This is a genomic window from Escherichia sp. KTE114 (assembly GCF_000407765.1).
Classification (GTDB): domain Bacteria; phylum Pseudomonadota; class Gammaproteobacteria; order Enterobacterales; family Enterobacteriaceae; genus Escherichia; species Escherichia ruysiae.
In genome coordinates this window covers 1,919,877-1,935,844 of the sequence record NZ_KE136626.1, presented here as the reverse complement: position 1 = coordinate 1,935,844, position 15,968 = coordinate 1,919,877, and the positions used below count along the sequence as shown (strand labels likewise).

The window sequence follows — 15,968 nt, the reverse complement described above, 5'->3', positions numbered from 1 at the left end:
GTAATTAAATGACTTTGCGAAGATTTTCAGCAAATGCGGCGATCTGTTCTTCGCCGTCGCCTTCAATCACGATGCGCTGACGCTCGCGCTGTTTCGGCGCGGCAACCTGTTGTTCTGACCAGGCTGCCTCTGCGTTAAAACCGATATCCGCCGCCGACCATACCTGGACTGGCTTTTTCGCCGCGCCGAGAATGGCTTTCATCGAAGGAATTTGTGGGGAGTTGATATCAGTGGAAACAGCAACAACCGCAGGCAGCGGAATGCTTAAGGTTTCGGTTTCATCTTCCAGTTCGCGCTCAACGGTGAGGGTATCTGCCGTCAGGGAGATAATTTTGCTGACGCCGTTAACTGCAGGAATATTGAGGATTTCGCCTACCAGCAAACCAACCTGCTGGGCATAAAGGTCGGAAGAACCATCGCCACAGAGGATCAAATCAAAGCCTACTTTCTGGGCGGCGGCAGCCAGTGCGCTCGCCGTTTGTTGCGGCAGTGCCTGCTCGAACTGGTCATCAATCACCACAATCAGTTCATCCGGGCCGCGCGATAGCACATCTTTACGCCCTTTGGCGTTGGTCAGGGCTTTACCGCCCACACTTAAGGCCGTCACCTGCGCCTCTGCTGCCTGTTGCTTTAGCTGGCAAGCCGCTTCAATAGCGTTCAGATCGTATTGGCTTATTTTGGCATCGGCTTTACTGAAGTCTAATGAACCATCAGCATTATTGATCGCAATATCCTGTTCATCAGGCACGCACTTATAGCAAGTAATAATCTTCATTGCATCTCCAGAAATCATGAAGGAAACGTCGTTCATATCGGTGGTGTTAATTACAGATATCACGCCATTTAATTCCGGAATAAAACTTTAATCACCAATATTGAAAATGTCACACGCAGATAAATCCAACTTTCAATATTGTTAAGTTCCTCACCAATATTGAAAACACGGCGTAGAAAAAAGAAATTTTCAATATTGTTTTATGGATCACCAATATTGAAAGTCAGATGCTATTTTTTTACTCATAATCAAACATAATAAATTGATTAACAAGGAATATTTACATCAAAACACCCTGCTTTCACCCGATAGAAAAACGTGACTACCATCACAGAATACGGCTAACTGAATACCCATTATGAGTTAGCCATCAACGCGTTCACGAGGTTAATAATAATTATATTAAATGTTAACAAAAATAAAACAAACGGGAACGCAAAATAAATATTCGTTTTCACAGTGGAATTAACTCATGAAAGATGAAAAGAGAAAAACGGGAATAGAACCGAAGGTTTTCTTTCCGCCGTTAATAATCGTCGGCATACTTTGTTGGCTTACAGTCAGAGATCTGGATGCGGCGAATGTCGTTATTAATGCTGTATTCAGTTACGTCACCAATGTATGGGGATGGGCATTTGAATGGTATATGGTGGTGATGCTTTTCGGTTGGTTCTGGCTGGTGTTTGGCCCATATGCCAAAAAGCGTTTAGGTAACGAACCACCGGAATTTAGCACCGCCAGTTGGATCTTTATGATGTTCGCCTCCTGTACGTCTGCTGCCGTACTGTTCTGGGGCTCTATTGAGATCTACTACTACATCTCTACCCCGCCGTTTGGCTTAGAACCGAACTCAACCGGCGCGAAAGAGCTGGGACTGGCCTACAGCTTGTTCCACTGGGGGCCGTTGCCGTGGGCCACTTACAGCTTCCTTTCCGTCGCCTTCGCTTACTTCTTCTTTGTCCGCAAAATGGAAGTGATTCGCCCCAGCTCCACCCTGGTGCCGCTGGTAGGTGAAAAACACGCCAAAGGGCTGTTCGGTACTATTGTCGATAACTTCTATCTCGTCGCCTTGATCTTCGCGATGGGCACCAGTCTGGGCCTTGCCACGCCGCTGGTGACCGAGTGTATGCAATGGTTGTTTGGCATTCCGCATACCCTGCAACTGGACGCTATCATCATTACCTGCTGGATTATCCTCAACGCCATTTGCGTCGCCTGCGGTCTGCAAAAAGGGGTACGTATCGCCAGTGACGTGCGTAGTTACCTGAGCTTCCTGATGCTGGGTTGGGTGTTCATTGTCAGCGGTGCCAGCTTCATCATGAACTACTTCACCGACTCGGTGGGGATGTTGCTGATGTATCTGCCGCGCATGTTGTTCTATACCGACCCTATCGCCAAAGGCGGCTTTCCGCAGGGCTGGACCGTGTTCTACTGGGCATGGTGGGTGATTTACGCCATCCAGATGAGTATCTTCCTCGCCCGTATCTCCCGTGGTCGTACCGTGCGTGAACTGTGCTTCGGCATGGTGCTGGGACTAACAGCGTCCACCTGGATCCTGTGGACCGTACTCGGCAGTAACACTCTGCTGTTGATGGATAAAAACATCATCAACATTCCGAACCTGATCGAACAGTACGGTGTGGCGCGCGCCATCATCGAAACCTGGGCCGCTCTGCCGCTCAGCACCGCCACCATGTGGGGCTTCTTCATTCTCTGCTTTATTGCCACCGTTACGCTGGTTAACGCCTGCTCTTATACCCTGGCGATGTCCACCTGCCGCGAAGTACGCGACGGCGAAGAACCGCCACTGCTGGTACGTATCGGCTGGTCAATCCTGGTTGGCATTATCGGCATCGTTCTGTTGGCGCTCGGCGGCCTGAAACCGATTCAAACCGCCATTATCGCCGGAGGATGCCCGCTGTTCTTCGTCAACATTATGGTGACGCTCTCCTTTATTAAAGACGCGAAACAGAACTGGAAAGATTAATTAACCCCCAAAATATCAAGAGGTTGAAAGATGGATTTTAATTTAAATGATGAGCAGGAACTGTTTGTCGCCGGTATACGTGAACTGATGGCCAGCGAAAACTGGGAGGCCTATTTTGCCGAGTGTGACCGTGACAGCGTCTACCCGGAACGTTTTGTCAAAGCACTGGCGGATATGGGTATCGATAGCCTGCTGATCCCGGAAGAGCACGGTGGTCTGGACGCGGGATTCGTCACGCTTGCCGCTGTGTGGATGGAACTGGGGCGTCTGGGGGCGCCAACCTACGTGCTGTACCAGTTGCCGGGCGGGTTTAACACCTTCCTGCGCGAAGGCACACAAGAGCAGATCGACAAGATTATGGCGTTCCGTGGCACGGGTAAGCAGATGTGGAACTCGGCGATTACTGAACCGGGCGCTGGCTCCGACGTGGGTAGCCTGAAAACGACTTATACCCGTAGAAATGGTAAGATTTATCTTAATGGTAGTAAGTGTTTTATTACCAGCAGCGCCTACACCCCGTACATCGTGGTGATGGCGCGCGACGGGGCTTCTCCGGACAAACCTGTCTACACCGAATGGTTTGTTGATATGAGCAAACCGGGCATCAAAGTGACCAAACTTGAGAAGCTCGGTCTGCGTATGGATAGCTGCTGTGAAATCACCTTTGACGATGTAGAACTGGACGAGAAAGACATGTTCGGTCGGGAAGGTAACGGCTTTAACCGCGTCAAAGAAGAGTTCGACCACGAACGTTTCTTGGTAGCCCTGACCAACTACGGTACGGCAATGTGCGCCTTTGAAGATGCAGCGCGCTACGCCAATCAGCGCGTGCAGTTTGGCGAGGCAATTGGTCGTTTCCAGTTGATTCAGGAAAAATTCGCCCACATGGCGATCAAATTAAACTCCATGAAAAACATGCTGTATGAAGCAGCATGGAAAGCAGACAACGGCACCATCACCTCTGGCGATGCGGCGATGTGTAAATACTTCTGCGCCAATGCAGCGTTTGAAGTGGTGGATAGCGCAATGCAGGTGCTGGGCGGTGTCGGGATTGCGGGCAACCACCGCATCAGCCGCTTCTGGCGTGACCTGCGTGTAGACCGCGTTTCCGGGGGATCTGACGAAATGCAGATCCTGACGCTGGGTCGCGCGGTGCTGAAGCAATACCGCTAAGTCCGTGCGCTGCCTGATGCGACGCTTGCCGCGTCTTATCAGACCTACGGGAGCACGAATGTAGGCCGGATAAAGCGTTTACGCCGCATCCGGCAGTCATGCGCTACATAAATTTTTCAGGAGCAAATAATGGATCATCTACCCATGCCGAAATTCGGACCGCTGGCCGGATTGCGCGTTGTCTTCTCCGGTATCGAAATCGCCGGACCGTTTGCCGGGCAAATGTTCGCAGAATGGGGTGCGGAAGTTATCTGGATCGAGAACGTCGCCTGGGCCGACACCATTCGCGTTCAACCGAACTACCCGCAGCTCTCCCGCCGCAATTTGCACGCGCTGTCGTTAAATATTTTCAAAGATGAAGGCCGCGAAGCGTTTCTGAAATTAATGGAAACCACCGATATCTTCATCGAAGCCAGTAAAGGCCCGGCCTTTGCCCGCCGTGGTATTACTGATGAAGTCCTGTGGCAGCACAACCCGAAACTGGTTATCGCTCACTTGTCCGGTTTTGGGCAGTACGGCACCGAGGAGTACACCAATCTTCCGGCCTATAACACCATCGCCCAGGCCTTCAGTGGTTACCTGATTCAGAACGGTGATCTTGACCAGCCAATGCCTGCCTTCCCGTATACCGCCGATTACTTCTCCGGCCTGACCGCCACCACGGCGGCGCTGGCGGCACTGCACAAAGTGCGTGAAACCGGTAAAGGCGAAAGTATCGACATCGCCATGTATGAAGTGATGCTGCGCATGGGTCAGTACTTCATGATGGATTACTTCAACGGCGGCGAAATGTGCCCGCGCATGAGCAAAGGTAAAGATCCCTACTACGCCGGTTGCGGTCTGTATAAATGCGCCGACGGCTACATCGTGATGGAACTGGTGGGCATTACCCAAATTGAAGAGTGCTTTAAAGATATTGGCCTCGCACATCTACTCGGTACGCCGGAAATCCCGGAAGGCACTCAGCTTATCCACCGTATCGAATGCCCTTACGGACCACTGGTAGAAGAGAAACTCGATGCCTGGCTGGCAGCACATACCATCGCAGAAGTTAAAGAACGCTTTGCCGAACTGAATATCGCCTGTGCCAAAGTACTGACCGTACCGGAACTGGAAAGCAATCCACAGTATGTGGCTCGTGAATCAATCACTCAGTGGCAAACGATGGATGGTCGCACCTGCAAAGGGCCGAACATCATGCCGAAATTCAAAAATAACCCCGGACAAATCTGGCGCGGAATGCCCTCACATGGCATGGACACGGCTGCCATTTTGAAAAATATCGGCTACAGCGAAAACGACATTCAGGAGTTGGTCAGCAAAGGTCTGGCCAAAGTTGAGGACTAAACGCGTGGCGTCAGTCGGCTTGCCTGACTAGCGCCCGCCCAATAACAAACGAACAAAAATGGATAGAGGTGCAATGGATATCATTGGCGGACAACATCTACGTCAAATGTGGGACGATCTGGCGGACGTTTACGGTCATAAAACGGCGCTGATTTGTGAGTCCAGCGGCGGAGTCGTTAACCGGTATAGTTATCTTGAGTTAAATCAGGAGATTAACCGCACGGCAAACCTGTTTTATACGCAGGGGATCCGCAAAGGCGATAAGGTCGCGCTGCATCTGGACAACTGCCCGGAATTTATCTTTTGCTGGTTCGGGCTGGCAAAAATTGGCGCGATTATGGTGCCGATTAACGCCCGCCTGCTACGCGAAGAGAGTGCGTGGATCCTGCAAAACAGCCAGGCGTGCCTGCTGGTGACCAGTGCGCAATTTTATCCTATGTATCAACAGATTCAGCAGGAAGATGCCACTCAATTGCGGCACATTTGCCTGACAGATGTGGCACTTCCCGCTGATGATGGCGTGAGCTCGTTTACTCAACTGAAAAATCAACAACCTGCCACCTTGTGCTATGTGCCGCCGCTATCGACCGACGATACGGCGGAAATTCTCTTTACCTCCGGCACCACTTCCCGACCGAAAGGGGTGGTGATTACCCATTACAATCTGCGCTTCGCCGGATATTACTCCGCCTGGCAGTGCGCCCTGCGTGACGATGACGTCTACCTGACGGTGATGCCTGCGTTTCATATCGATTGCCAGTGTACTGCGGCGATGGCGGCGTTTTCTGCCGGAGCCACCTTTGTGCTGGTCGAGAAATACAGCGCCCGCGCCTTCTGGGGACAGGTACAGAAGTATCGTGCCACCGTCACCGAATGTATTCCGATGATGATCCGCACCTTGATGGTGCAACCGCCTTCTGCGAACGATCGACAACACTGCCTGCGGGAAGTGATGTTTTATCTCAACCTGTCGGAGCAGGAAAAAGACGCTTTTTGTGAACGCTTCGGCGTTCGCTTGCTGACGTCTTATGGGATGACGGAAACCATCGTCGGCATTATCGGCGATCGCCCCGGCGATAAACGGCGCTGGCCGTCGATTGGTCGGGCGGGGTTTTGCTACGAAGCGGAAATCCGCGACGATCACAATCGTCCGCTCCCGGCAGGTGAGATCGGTGAAATCTGTATTAAAGGCGTACCAGGGAAAACCATCTTCAAAGAGTATTTTCTCAACCCGAAAGCCACTGCGAAAGTGCTGGAAGCCGACGGCTGGCTGCATACTGGCGATACCGGATACCGCGACGAAGAGGGCTTTTTTTATTTCGTCGATCGTCGCTGCAACATGATCAAACGCGGCGGAGAAAATGTCTCCTGCGTGGAGCTGGAAAATATTATCTCCGCCCATCCGAAAATTCAGGATATCGTGGTTGTTGGTATTAAAGATTCTATTCGCGATGAAGCCATTAAAGCGTTCGTGGTACTGAATGAAGGTGAAACATTGAGCGAAGAGGAATTTTTCCGCTTCTGCGAACAAAATATGGCGAAATTTAAAGTGCCCTCTTATCTGGAGATCAGAAAAGATCTGCCGCGTAATTGCTCGGGGAAAATAATCAGAAAGAATCTGAAATAAACATAATGGCAGGGAATTATCCTGCCAGCTAATAATCACGTTCTAAAAATAAATGCATTCTTTGCAGGGATGTTGTCGTCCCTGAAAAAAATAAAAATGGAGAAAAGGAATGAGTGAATCATTACATCTGACCCGCAATGGATCAATTCTGGAAATTACCCTTGATCGTCCAAAAGCAAATGCTATTGATGCAAAAACCAGCTTTGAGATGGGCGAAGTATTTCTTAATTTCCGTGACGATCCGCAATTGCGCGTCGCTATTATTACCGGAGCCGGAGAGAAATTCTTCTCTGCTGGCTGGGATTTAAAAGCGGCAGCAGAAGGCGAAGCACCGGATGCTGATTTCGGGCCAGGCGGATTTGCTGGGTTAACCGAAATTTTCAATCTCGATAAACCGGTTATCGCAGCCGTGAACGGCTACGCCTTTGGCGGCGGCTTTGAACTGGCGCTGGCGGCAGATTTTATTGTTTGTGCCGATAACGCCAGCTTCGCCCTGCCGGAAGCCAAACTGGGTATTGTCCCGGACAGCGGCGGCGTGCTGCGTCTGCCGAAGATCCTGCCGCCTGCCATCGTCAATGAAATGGTAATGACTGGCAGAAGAATGGGCGCAGAAGAGGCGCAGCGTTGGGGAGTAGTCAACCGCGTGGTTAGCCAGGCGGAACTGATGGATAACGCCCGCGAACTGGCGCAGCAACTGGTTGACAGCGCCCCGCTGGCGATTGCGGCGCTGAAAGAGATCTACCGCACCACCAGCGAAATGCCAGTAGAAGAGGCATATCGCTATATTCGCAGCGGCGTGTTGAAACACTATCCATCAGTTCTGCATTCGGAAGATGCCATTGAAGGGCCGCTGGCGTTTGCCGAGAAGCGCGATCCGGTGTGGAAAGGGCGTTAACAACCGTGAGCTATTACGCCTTTGAGGGATTAATTCCGGTGGTTCACCCGACGGCGTTTGTCCATCCCAGTGCAGTACTGATTGGCGATGTGATTGTGGGAGCCGGTGTCTACATCGGCCCCCTCGCCTCGCTGCGCGGTGATTACGGACGACTGATTGTGCAAGCGGGAGCCAATATTCAGGATGGCTGCATCATGCACGGCTACAGCGATACTGACACCATTGTCGGGGAAAACGGTCATATCGGTCATGGCGCTATCCTGCATGGCTGTGTGATCGGTCGTGATGCATTGGTCGGGATGAACAGCGTGATCATGGATGGTGCGGTCATTGGCGATGAGAGCATTGTTGCCGCCATGAGCTTTGTCAAAGCAGGTTTTTGCGGCGAGAAACGCCAGTTGTTGATGGGCACGCCAGCCCGTGCGGTGCGCAGCGTCAGCGATGACGAGTTGCACTGGAAGCAATTGAATACCAAAGAGTATCAGGATCTTGTCGGGCGTTGCCATGCAGCGTTACATGAAACGCAACCGTTGAGGCAAATGGAGGAAAATCGTCCCCGTTTGCAGGGGACGACGGATGTGACGCCAAAACGGTAACATCGTCGGATGCGGCGTAAACGCCTTATCCGACCTGGCTGGAGAGCAACCGTAGGCCGGATAAGATGCGCCAGCATCGCATCCGGCAACCAGGCCGCGCGGTATCAACGAAATTAAATTAACGACGCATACTCTTCGACAACATCATCTGCCACTTCTGCTCTCGGTTAAGTTCCGTGAGCGGAACGGCAGGAATACGTGGCGTCTTTCTTACGCCGACTAATTTTTCCCGACTGTTATTACGCAGGCGCGCGTAAATTTGCTCATCGATATCGACCACTTTAACCAGTCGCTGACACTGACATCCCCGCCCTTCCAGCTTATTAGGGATCATCTTAACTTCGCAGCTTATTTCTGCGACTTCCGACAGAATATAAGTCAGGGTATTAATCGCCTTGCTGTGTTCAATATCGAAATGAATAGAGATCTCTCTTGCTATCACCCAACGATTTTCAGCCATCATCCATTCGGCGATTAACAAATAGAGTGGTTTTTCAACATATCCTTCACACATACGAACTCCAGTTTCACAAATTAAAAGTCTGGCTATGACTCGTTTTGAAGCAATCAAACAAGGCCATATTAAAATTGTGGATATATCGATAGTATGCAACTTCCTTGGCAATAAGTGTGAGCTAAATCCTGCTTACATCATCAAAAATAGAGTTTCCAGGAAAGATTGTCCTTACTGGTAAAAAAAAACGGTTCTCATCAGAGAACCGTATTAGTTATTCGATCAAATTGGCGGATAAAAAATATCTGCCATGACACGCTATTATTTGATCTGCGCGTGCATTTCCTGTACCGAAATAACTTTTTCGGTCGCATCGGCATTCAGTGCCATCGCAGTAGCAAAACCGCCGTTCAGGGTGGTGTCGTAATGCACTTTATATTGCAGCGCGCTGCGACGGATCACGCGGGAGTCTTCAATCGCGCGACGACCTGACGTGGTGTTGATGATGTAGGTATATTCGCCATTCTTGATACGATCCTGAATGTGCGGACGACCTTCATGCACCTTGTTCACTAGACGCGGATTAATACCCGCTTCACCCAGCACAATCGCCGTGCCGTGGGTCGCATCCAGCTCGAAGCCCTGTTTCAGCAGTTTTGCCGCCAGATCAACCACGCGTTCTTTATCGCCTTCACGCACGGAGAGCAGCGCACGGCCCTGTTTCTTCATGGTGGAGTTACTGCCCAGTTGCGCTTTAGCAAACGCTTCAGCGAAGGTGCGACCGACGCCCATCACTTCCCCGGTGGAGCGCATTTCTGGCCCTAACAGCGGGTCAACGCCGGGGAATTTGTTGAACGGCAGCACCACTTCTTTTACCGAGTAGTACGGCGGAATAACCTCTTTGGTTACGCCCTGCTCAGCCAGCGATTTGCCAGCCATCACACGCGCCGCCACTTTCGCCAGCGGAACACCGGTGGCTTTGGAGACGAACGGAACGGTACGCGCCGCACGCGGGTTAACTTCAATCAGGTAAACTTCGTTGTTTTTCACTGCAAACTGCACGTTCATCAGACCGCGCACCTGCAATTCGAAGGCCAGTTTCTGCACCTGCTGGCGCATTACATCCTGAATTTCCTGACTTAAGGTGTACGCCGGCAGCGAACATGCGGAGTCGCCGGAGTGCACGCCCGCCTGCTCGATGTGCTCCATGATGCCGCCAATCAGCACCATTTCGCCGTCGCAGATGGCGTCAACATCCACTTCTACCGCGTCGTCGAGGAAGTGATCCAGCAGCACCGGCGCATCGTTAGAGACACTCACCGCCGTCTGGAAGTAACGGCGCAGGTCGGCTTCATCGTAGACGATTTCCATCGCCCGACCGCCGAGAACGTAAGATGGGCGCACCACCAGCGGGTAGCCAATCTCTTTCGCCTTCTCAACCGCCATTTCAATAGCCGTAACGGTGGCGTTAGCCGGTTGTTTCAGTTTCAGACGGTCAACCGCGTGCTGGAAGCGTTCACGGTCTTCCGCGCGGTCGATGGCATCCGGGCTGGTGCCGATAACCGGCACGCCAGCGGCTTCCAGTGCACGCGCCAGTTTCAGCGGGGTCTGACCGCCATACTGGACAATAACGCCTTTCGGCTTCTCAATACGCACGATTTCCAGCACATCTTCCAGGGTTACCGGCTCGAAGTAGAGGCGGTCGGAAGTGTCGTAGTCGGTGGAGACGGTTTCCGGGTTACAGTTAACCATAATGGTTTCGTAACCGTCTTCGCGCAGCGCCAGCGAGGCGTGTACGCAGCAGTAGTCGAATTCGATACCCTGGCCGATACGGTTCGGGCCGCCGCCGAGCACCATGATTTTTTCACGGTCAGTAGACGGATTCGCTTCGCACTCTTCTTCATAAGTGGAGTACATGTAAGCGGTGTCGGTGGCGAACTCTGCCGCACAGGTATCCACACGTTTGTAGACCGGATGCAGGTCATACTGGTCGCGCAGCTTACGGATTTCCGCTTCGCGCACACCCGCCAGTTTTGCCAGACGCGCATCGGCAAAGCCTTTGCGTTTCAACTGGCGCAGGAAGTCAGCGTTCAGGCCAGTGATGCCCACTTCCGCCACTTTCTCTTCCAGACGCACCAGCTCTTCGATTTGCACCAGGAACCAGCGGTCAATGTTGGTCAGGTTGAAAACGCCGTCTACAGACAGACCCGCGCGGAAAGCATCGGCGATGTACCAGATACGCTCAGCGCCTGCATCTTTCAGTTCGCGACGGATTTTGGTCAGGGCTTCCGGGTCGTCGAGGCTCACTTTCGGGTCGAAGCCAGTCGCGCCCACTTCCAGGCCGCGCAGGGCTTTTTGCAAAGACTCCTGCTGCGTGCGACCAATCGCCATCACTTCGCCAACCGATTTCATCTGAGTGGTCAGACGGTCGTTAGCGCCAGCGAATTTCTCGAAGTTAAAGCGAGGAATTTTGGTGACCACGTAGTCGATGGACGGTTCGAAGGAGGCCGGTGTACGCCCGCCGGTGATGTCGTTCATCAGCTCGTCAAGGGTGTAACCCACCGCCAGCTTCGCCGCCACTTTGGCAATCGGGAAGCCGGTGGCTTTCGATGCCAGCGCCGAAGAACGCGACACACGCGGGTTCATTTCGATAACAATCAGGCGACCGTTTTTCGGGTTAACCGCAAACTGAACGTTGGAACCGCCAGTTTCAACGCCAATTTCACGCAGTACCGCCATCGAGGCGTTACGCATGATTTGATATTCTTTGTCGGTCAGCGTCTGGGCTGGCGCCACGGTAATGGAGTCACCGGTGTGGATGCCCATCGCATCGAAGTTTTCGATAGAGCAGACGATGATGCAGTTGTCGTTTTTATCACGCACCACTTCCATCTCGTACTCTTTCCAGCCGATCAGCGACTCATCAATCAGCAGCTCTTTGGTCGGGGAGAGATCCAGACCACGGGCGCAAATCTCTTCAAACTCTTCGCGGTTATAGGCGATACCGCCACCGCTGCCGCCCATAGTAAAGCTAGGTCGAATGATGCACGGGAAGCCAACTTCAGCGGCAACCGCCAGCGCCTCTTCCATAGTATGTGCGATACCAGAACGCGCGGTTTCGAGGCCGATTTTCTTCATCGCCACGTCGAAACGGCGGCGGTCTTCTGCTTTATCAATCGCGTCGGCGGTAGCACCAATCATGGTCACACCGAACTCTTCCAGCACGCCCTGACGCTCAAGCTCCAGCGCGCAGTTCAGCGCCGTCTGACCGCCCATCGTTGGCAGCACCGCGTCCGGGCGCTCTTTTTCAATAATCTTGCGTACCACTTCCCAGTGAATCGGCTCGATGTAGGTCGCATCAGCCATTTCCGGGTCGGTCATGATGGTCGCCGGGTTGGAGTTCACCAGAATGACGCGATAACCCTCTTCACGCAGGGCTTTACATGCTTGCGCGCCAGAGTAATCAAACTCACACGCCTGACCGATAACAATCGGGCCCGCACCCAGAATCAGGATACTTTTTATATCTGTACGTTTTGGCATGGCTCTTTTACTCCTGATTACTTAGCGGTTTTACGGTACTGCTCAATTAACTCGATAAAGTGGTCGAACAACGGCGCTGCGTCGTGCGGCCCAGGACTGGCTTCAGGGTGTCCCTGGAAGCTGAACGCCGGTTTATCGGTGCGATGAATCCCTTGTAACGTACCGTCGAACAGGGATTTATGCGTGACACGCAGGTTTGCAGGTAATGTTGCTTCATCCACCGCAAAACCGTGGTTCTGGGCGGTGATCATCACCACGTTTTTCTCCACATCTTTAACCGGATGGTTGCCGCCGTGGTGACCAAATTTCATTTTGATGGTCTTCGCTCCGCTCGCCAGCGCCAGCAGCTGATGACCGAGGCAGATGCCGAATACCGGAATATCTGTTTCGAGGAATTTCTGGATGGCGGTAATGGCGTAATCGCACGGGGCCGGGTCGCCAGGACCGTTGGAGAGGAAGATGCCGTCTGGATTCATTTTCAGCACATCTTCCGCAGAAGTTTGCGCCGGAACGATGGTCAGGCGGCAGCCTCTGTCCACCAGCATCCGCAGGATGTTGCGCTTGGCACCAAAATCGTAAGCCACGACGTGGAACGGCAGCTCGTTTTCTTTTTTCGCTTCTGGCAGGCCGCCGGTCAGCGTCCAGCTCCCTTGTGTCCAGCTATAGGCTTCTGCGGTAGTCACTTCTTTTGCCAGATCCATACCATTGAGGCCTGGGAACGCGCGGGCTTTTTCTAACGCCAGCGCCGCATCCGGGTTGTCGCCCGCGATGATGCAGCCGTTCTGTGCGCCTTTCTCGCGCAGTAAACGCGTCAGCTTACGGGTATCGATATCGGCAATCGCTACGATGTTATGGCGCTTCAGGTAAGAAGAGAGGTCTTCGGTATTACGGAAGTTGCTGGCAATCAGCGGCAGGTCACGAATCACCAGACCTTGAGCATGTACCTGAGAAGATTCTTCATCGGCGTCATTAGTGCCGACATTGCCAATATGGGGATAAGTAAGAGTAACGATTTGACGAGAATAGGAAGGATCAGTGAGGATTTCTTGATAACCGGTCATTGAAGTATTGAAAACGACTTCCCCAACCGCCGAACCTGTTGCCCCTATGGCCCGACCGTGAAACTGGGTTCCGTCTTCCAGAACCAATAGCGCTGACTTAATCAAAACACCCTCCAGAGAATATTCACTCACTTTATTTGCATATTAATTCACAATGATGCGATGAATCAATGCAAATCTGCTTACCGACGAATTTCTGGCAAACGGCGGCATTCTGGAGATATGGGAGCTAAAAGTCAACTCAACAGCGGGATTTATTATATAATTTTATGCCTCATGCCTGTTTTACGGGCACTAACCGACAAAAACACCATCTAACAAGGTCTGGAAAACGCTTGCGCAGCGAGAAGAATATGTAAATGCAAAAACCGGAGAAGAAAAGTAGACCAGACGGTCAAAATTTACATTAAAACAACAATTATCAGCCACAAAACACTTAATTTTTCCTTCATTAGTAAAAAACCATCACAAAACAACAAAAATAACAGGCCTTAAAAATAAAGACCTGTAAAATCATAAGATTAAATAAGTTATTTTTTCATCATCGACAGTATTTTATAACTATAAACTGTTGAGATTAAGCACATCTCGCATATCAAAAAGACCATTTTTCTTGCTATTAAGCCACAAAGCCGATCTTACCGCACCGTTGGCAAAAGTCATACGGCTGGAAGCCTTATGGGTAATCTCCAGACGCTCACCAATATCGGCAAACATCGCAGTATGCTCGCCCACAATGTCTCCGGCGCGGACGGTGGCAAAACCTATCGTTCCGGGAACGCGTTCACCGGTATGCCCTTCGCGGCTGTAAACGGCACAATCTTTCAGATCTTTATCCAACGCATGGGCAATCGCTTCCCCCATCGCCAGCGCGGTGCCTGACGGCGCATCGACTTTATGTCGATGATGTGCCTCGATAATTTCGATATCAGTGTAGTCACCCATTACCTGAGTCGCTTTCTCCAGCAACTTAAGCATGACGTTGACACCGACGCTAAAGTTGGCGGCAAAGACAATCGCAATATCTTCGGCGGCATTACGAATCGCCTGTTTGCCTGCTTCGTCAAAACCCGTAGTGCCGATCACCATTCCTTTGCCGTGTTGGCGACAAAAGGCCAGATGATTCAGCGTGCCTTCCGGACGAGTAAAATCGATAAATACATCAAAATCATCTTTTACAGCATCAAGGCTGCTTTGTACGATAACGCCGGTTTTCCCGGCACCGGCCAGTTCGCCAGCATCGCTGCCCAGTAAAGAAGATCCTTCGCGTTCCAGCGCCGCGCCAAGCTGCACGCCCTCTAATGCCAACGCCGCCTGAATCAACTGGCGGCCCATTCGCCCCCCGGCTCCCGCGATGGCAACGCGGATGTTTGCATCATGCATAGCTATTCTCTTTTGTTAATTTGTATAGACCGTTTTCAGAGTAACCAGCGCATCGCTACGCCGCCAGCCAAAAACGCTGATAATTAGAAATTAATGATAAACAGGGAGGGATATCAGTGAAAGGCATGAGTCAGTGAATGACTACATGCCGATAACATGTGACAGGTTACGGCGCCAGCGCCAGCACCTCCGCCACCCACTGCTGGAAACCTTTCACATCCAGATCCAGCGCAACCTGAACATTTGCCGGTTTATCCAGCCGACCGTCAATATCGACGACTGTCGTACCCGCAGTAAATTCACCCTGCGTTTCTACCGCCACAAAACACGGCTTGAGAGTGAACAAGTCCGGGCGCACCAGCCACGCGATGGCACAGAGATCGTGCATTCGCAAGCCACTTTGCATACTGCCGCTGCGGTAGTGGCTAAACAGTGCATGAAGCATTTTTCCGGTGCGATTCAATTCCGGCAGTGTGGTGAGGTATTCGGGAGTTAGCATCGCCTGATTGGTAACGTCCAGGCCACACATCACAATCTCCAGCCCGCTCTGGAAGACCTGGGCTGCCGCTTCGGGATCAATAGCAATATTAAACTCGGCATTTGGCGTGAAATTTCCACGACCGGCAGAACCACCCATGATGACCAGACGACGAATATGTGGTTTGCATTCCGGGCACTGTGAAAGCAATAGCGCGATATTCGTCAACGGGCCGATCGCCACCAACGTAATCGGTTCTGGCGCGCACATTAGCGCATCACGAATCGCCAGAAACGCCGGTTTCTCCAGTGGTTTCCGATTGTGCTCAACGAAGTCATAACCTTCCATGCCGGATTCGCCATGAACATAAGACGCATCACGCGGTGCGCGAACCAGCGGTGTTGCCGCCCCCTGGGCGAGTGGGATATCCGCATTCCAGAAATGCAGCAATTGCAGCGCATTTCGGGTAGTTTTATGCACCGAGACATTGCCTCCGACAGTCGTCATCAGTTGGAGATCGAGTTGTGGAGCAAAGATCGCGGCAGCAATCGCTGCGGCATCGTCGATACCTGGATCGGTATCCAAAAAAATCGGCAAGCGCATGTTTTCTCCATAAAAAATGCCGGTAACGAGACCGGCATTTTCGCAT

The 15,968-nt window shown here is 51.9% G+C and carries 12 protein-coding genes; 6 read left to right on the top strand and 6 right to left on the bottom strand.

What is annotated here, in order from left to right; all coding sequences use genetic code 11:
* Nucleotides 1-4: 4 nt before the first annotated feature.
* Entirely contained in the window at nucleotides 5-775 is a 771-nt protein-coding gene (locus tag WC5_RS11655; RefSeq protein WP_000692177.1) for an electron transfer flavoprotein, read from the bottom strand.
* A 472-nt stretch (nucleotides 776-1,247) separates the two neighbouring features.
* Between WC5_RS11655 and caiT the strand changes: the two genes are divergently transcribed.
* The 6 genes from caiT (at nucleotide 1,248) to caiE (ending at nucleotide 8,400) form a co-directional block, all read left to right on the top strand.
* Nucleotides 1,248-2,762, top strand: coding sequence for an L-carnitine/gamma-butyrobetaine antiporter (gene caiT / locus WC5_RS11660; protein ID WP_000650972.1), 1,515 nt, complete (start codon nucleotides 1,248-1,250; stop codon nucleotides 2,760-2,762).
* 30 nt (nucleotides 2,763-2,792) lie between these two features.
* A complete protein-coding gene (gene caiA / locus WC5_RS11665; protein WP_000347117.1) occupies nucleotides 2,793-3,935 on the top strand; it encodes a crotonobetainyl-CoA dehydrogenase in 1,143 nt (380 codons plus the stop codon).
* A gap of 129 nt (nucleotides 3,936-4,064) precedes the next feature.
* A complete protein-coding gene (gene caiB, locus WC5_RS11670) occupies nucleotides 4,065-5,282 on the top strand; it encodes an L-carnitine CoA-transferase (protein ID WP_000349920.1) in 1,218 nt (405 codons plus the stop codon).
* A gap of 73 nt (nucleotides 5,283-5,355) precedes the next feature.
* Nucleotides 5,356-6,909, top strand: coding sequence for a crotonobetaine/carnitine-CoA ligase (gene caiC / locus WC5_RS11675; RefSeq protein ID WP_016231572.1), 1,554 nt, complete (start codon nucleotides 5,356-5,358; stop codon nucleotides 6,907-6,909).
* Between the two features lie 109 nt (nucleotides 6,910-7,018).
* Nucleotides 7,019-7,804 carry a crotonobetainyl-CoA hydratase gene (caiD, locus tag WC5_RS11680; RefSeq protein WP_000004402.1) on the top strand — a complete coding sequence of 262 codons (786 nt, stop codon included), beginning with the start codon at nucleotides 7,019-7,021 and terminating at the stop codon, nucleotides 7,802-7,804.
* 5 nt (nucleotides 7,805-7,809) lie between these two features.
* Complete coding sequence (gene caiE / locus WC5_RS11685) at nucleotides 7,810-8,400, top strand: carnitine operon protein CaiE (RefSeq protein ID WP_000122891.1); 591 nt, start codon at nucleotides 7,810-7,812, stop codon at nucleotides 8,398-8,400.
* A 118-nt stretch (nucleotides 8,401-8,518) separates the two neighbouring features.
* On the opposite strand, the gene caiF is transcribed toward caiE, so the two are convergent.
* The 5 genes from caiF to rihC form a co-directional block, all read right to left on the bottom strand.
* A complete protein-coding gene (gene caiF / locus WC5_RS11690) occupies nucleotides 8,519-8,914 on the bottom strand; it encodes a carnitine metabolism transcriptional regulator CaiF (RefSeq protein ID WP_000333116.1) in 396 nt (131 codons plus the stop codon).
* A gap of 261 nt (nucleotides 8,915-9,175) precedes the next feature.
* On the bottom strand, nucleotides 9,176-12,397 hold the full coding sequence (carB, locus tag WC5_RS11695; protein WP_001126396.1) for a carbamoyl-phosphate synthase large subunit: 3,222 nt from the start codon (nucleotides 12,395-12,397) through the stop codon (nucleotides 9,176-9,178).
* A 17-nt stretch (nucleotides 12,398-12,414) separates the two neighbouring features.
* Nucleotides 12,415-13,563, bottom strand: a complete 1,149-nt coding sequence (gene carA, locus WC5_RS11700) for a glutamine-hydrolyzing carbamoyl-phosphate synthase small subunit (RefSeq protein ID WP_010352392.1) — start codon at nucleotides 13,561-13,563, stop codon at nucleotides 12,415-12,417.
* A 456-nt stretch (nucleotides 13,564-14,019) separates the two neighbouring features.
* Nucleotides 14,020-14,841: a 4-hydroxy-tetrahydrodipicolinate reductase gene (dapB, locus tag WC5_RS11705; RefSeq protein WP_000543576.1), complete on the bottom strand. Its 822-nt coding sequence runs from the start codon at nucleotides 14,839-14,841 to the stop codon at nucleotides 14,020-14,022.
* Between the two features lie 166 nt (nucleotides 14,842-15,007).
* Complete coding sequence (gene rihC, locus WC5_RS11710) at nucleotides 15,008-15,922, bottom strand: ribonucleoside hydrolase RihC (RefSeq protein ID WP_001239106.1); 915 nt, start codon at nucleotides 15,920-15,922, stop codon at nucleotides 15,008-15,010.
* Nucleotides 15,923-15,968 lie beyond the last annotated feature (46 nt).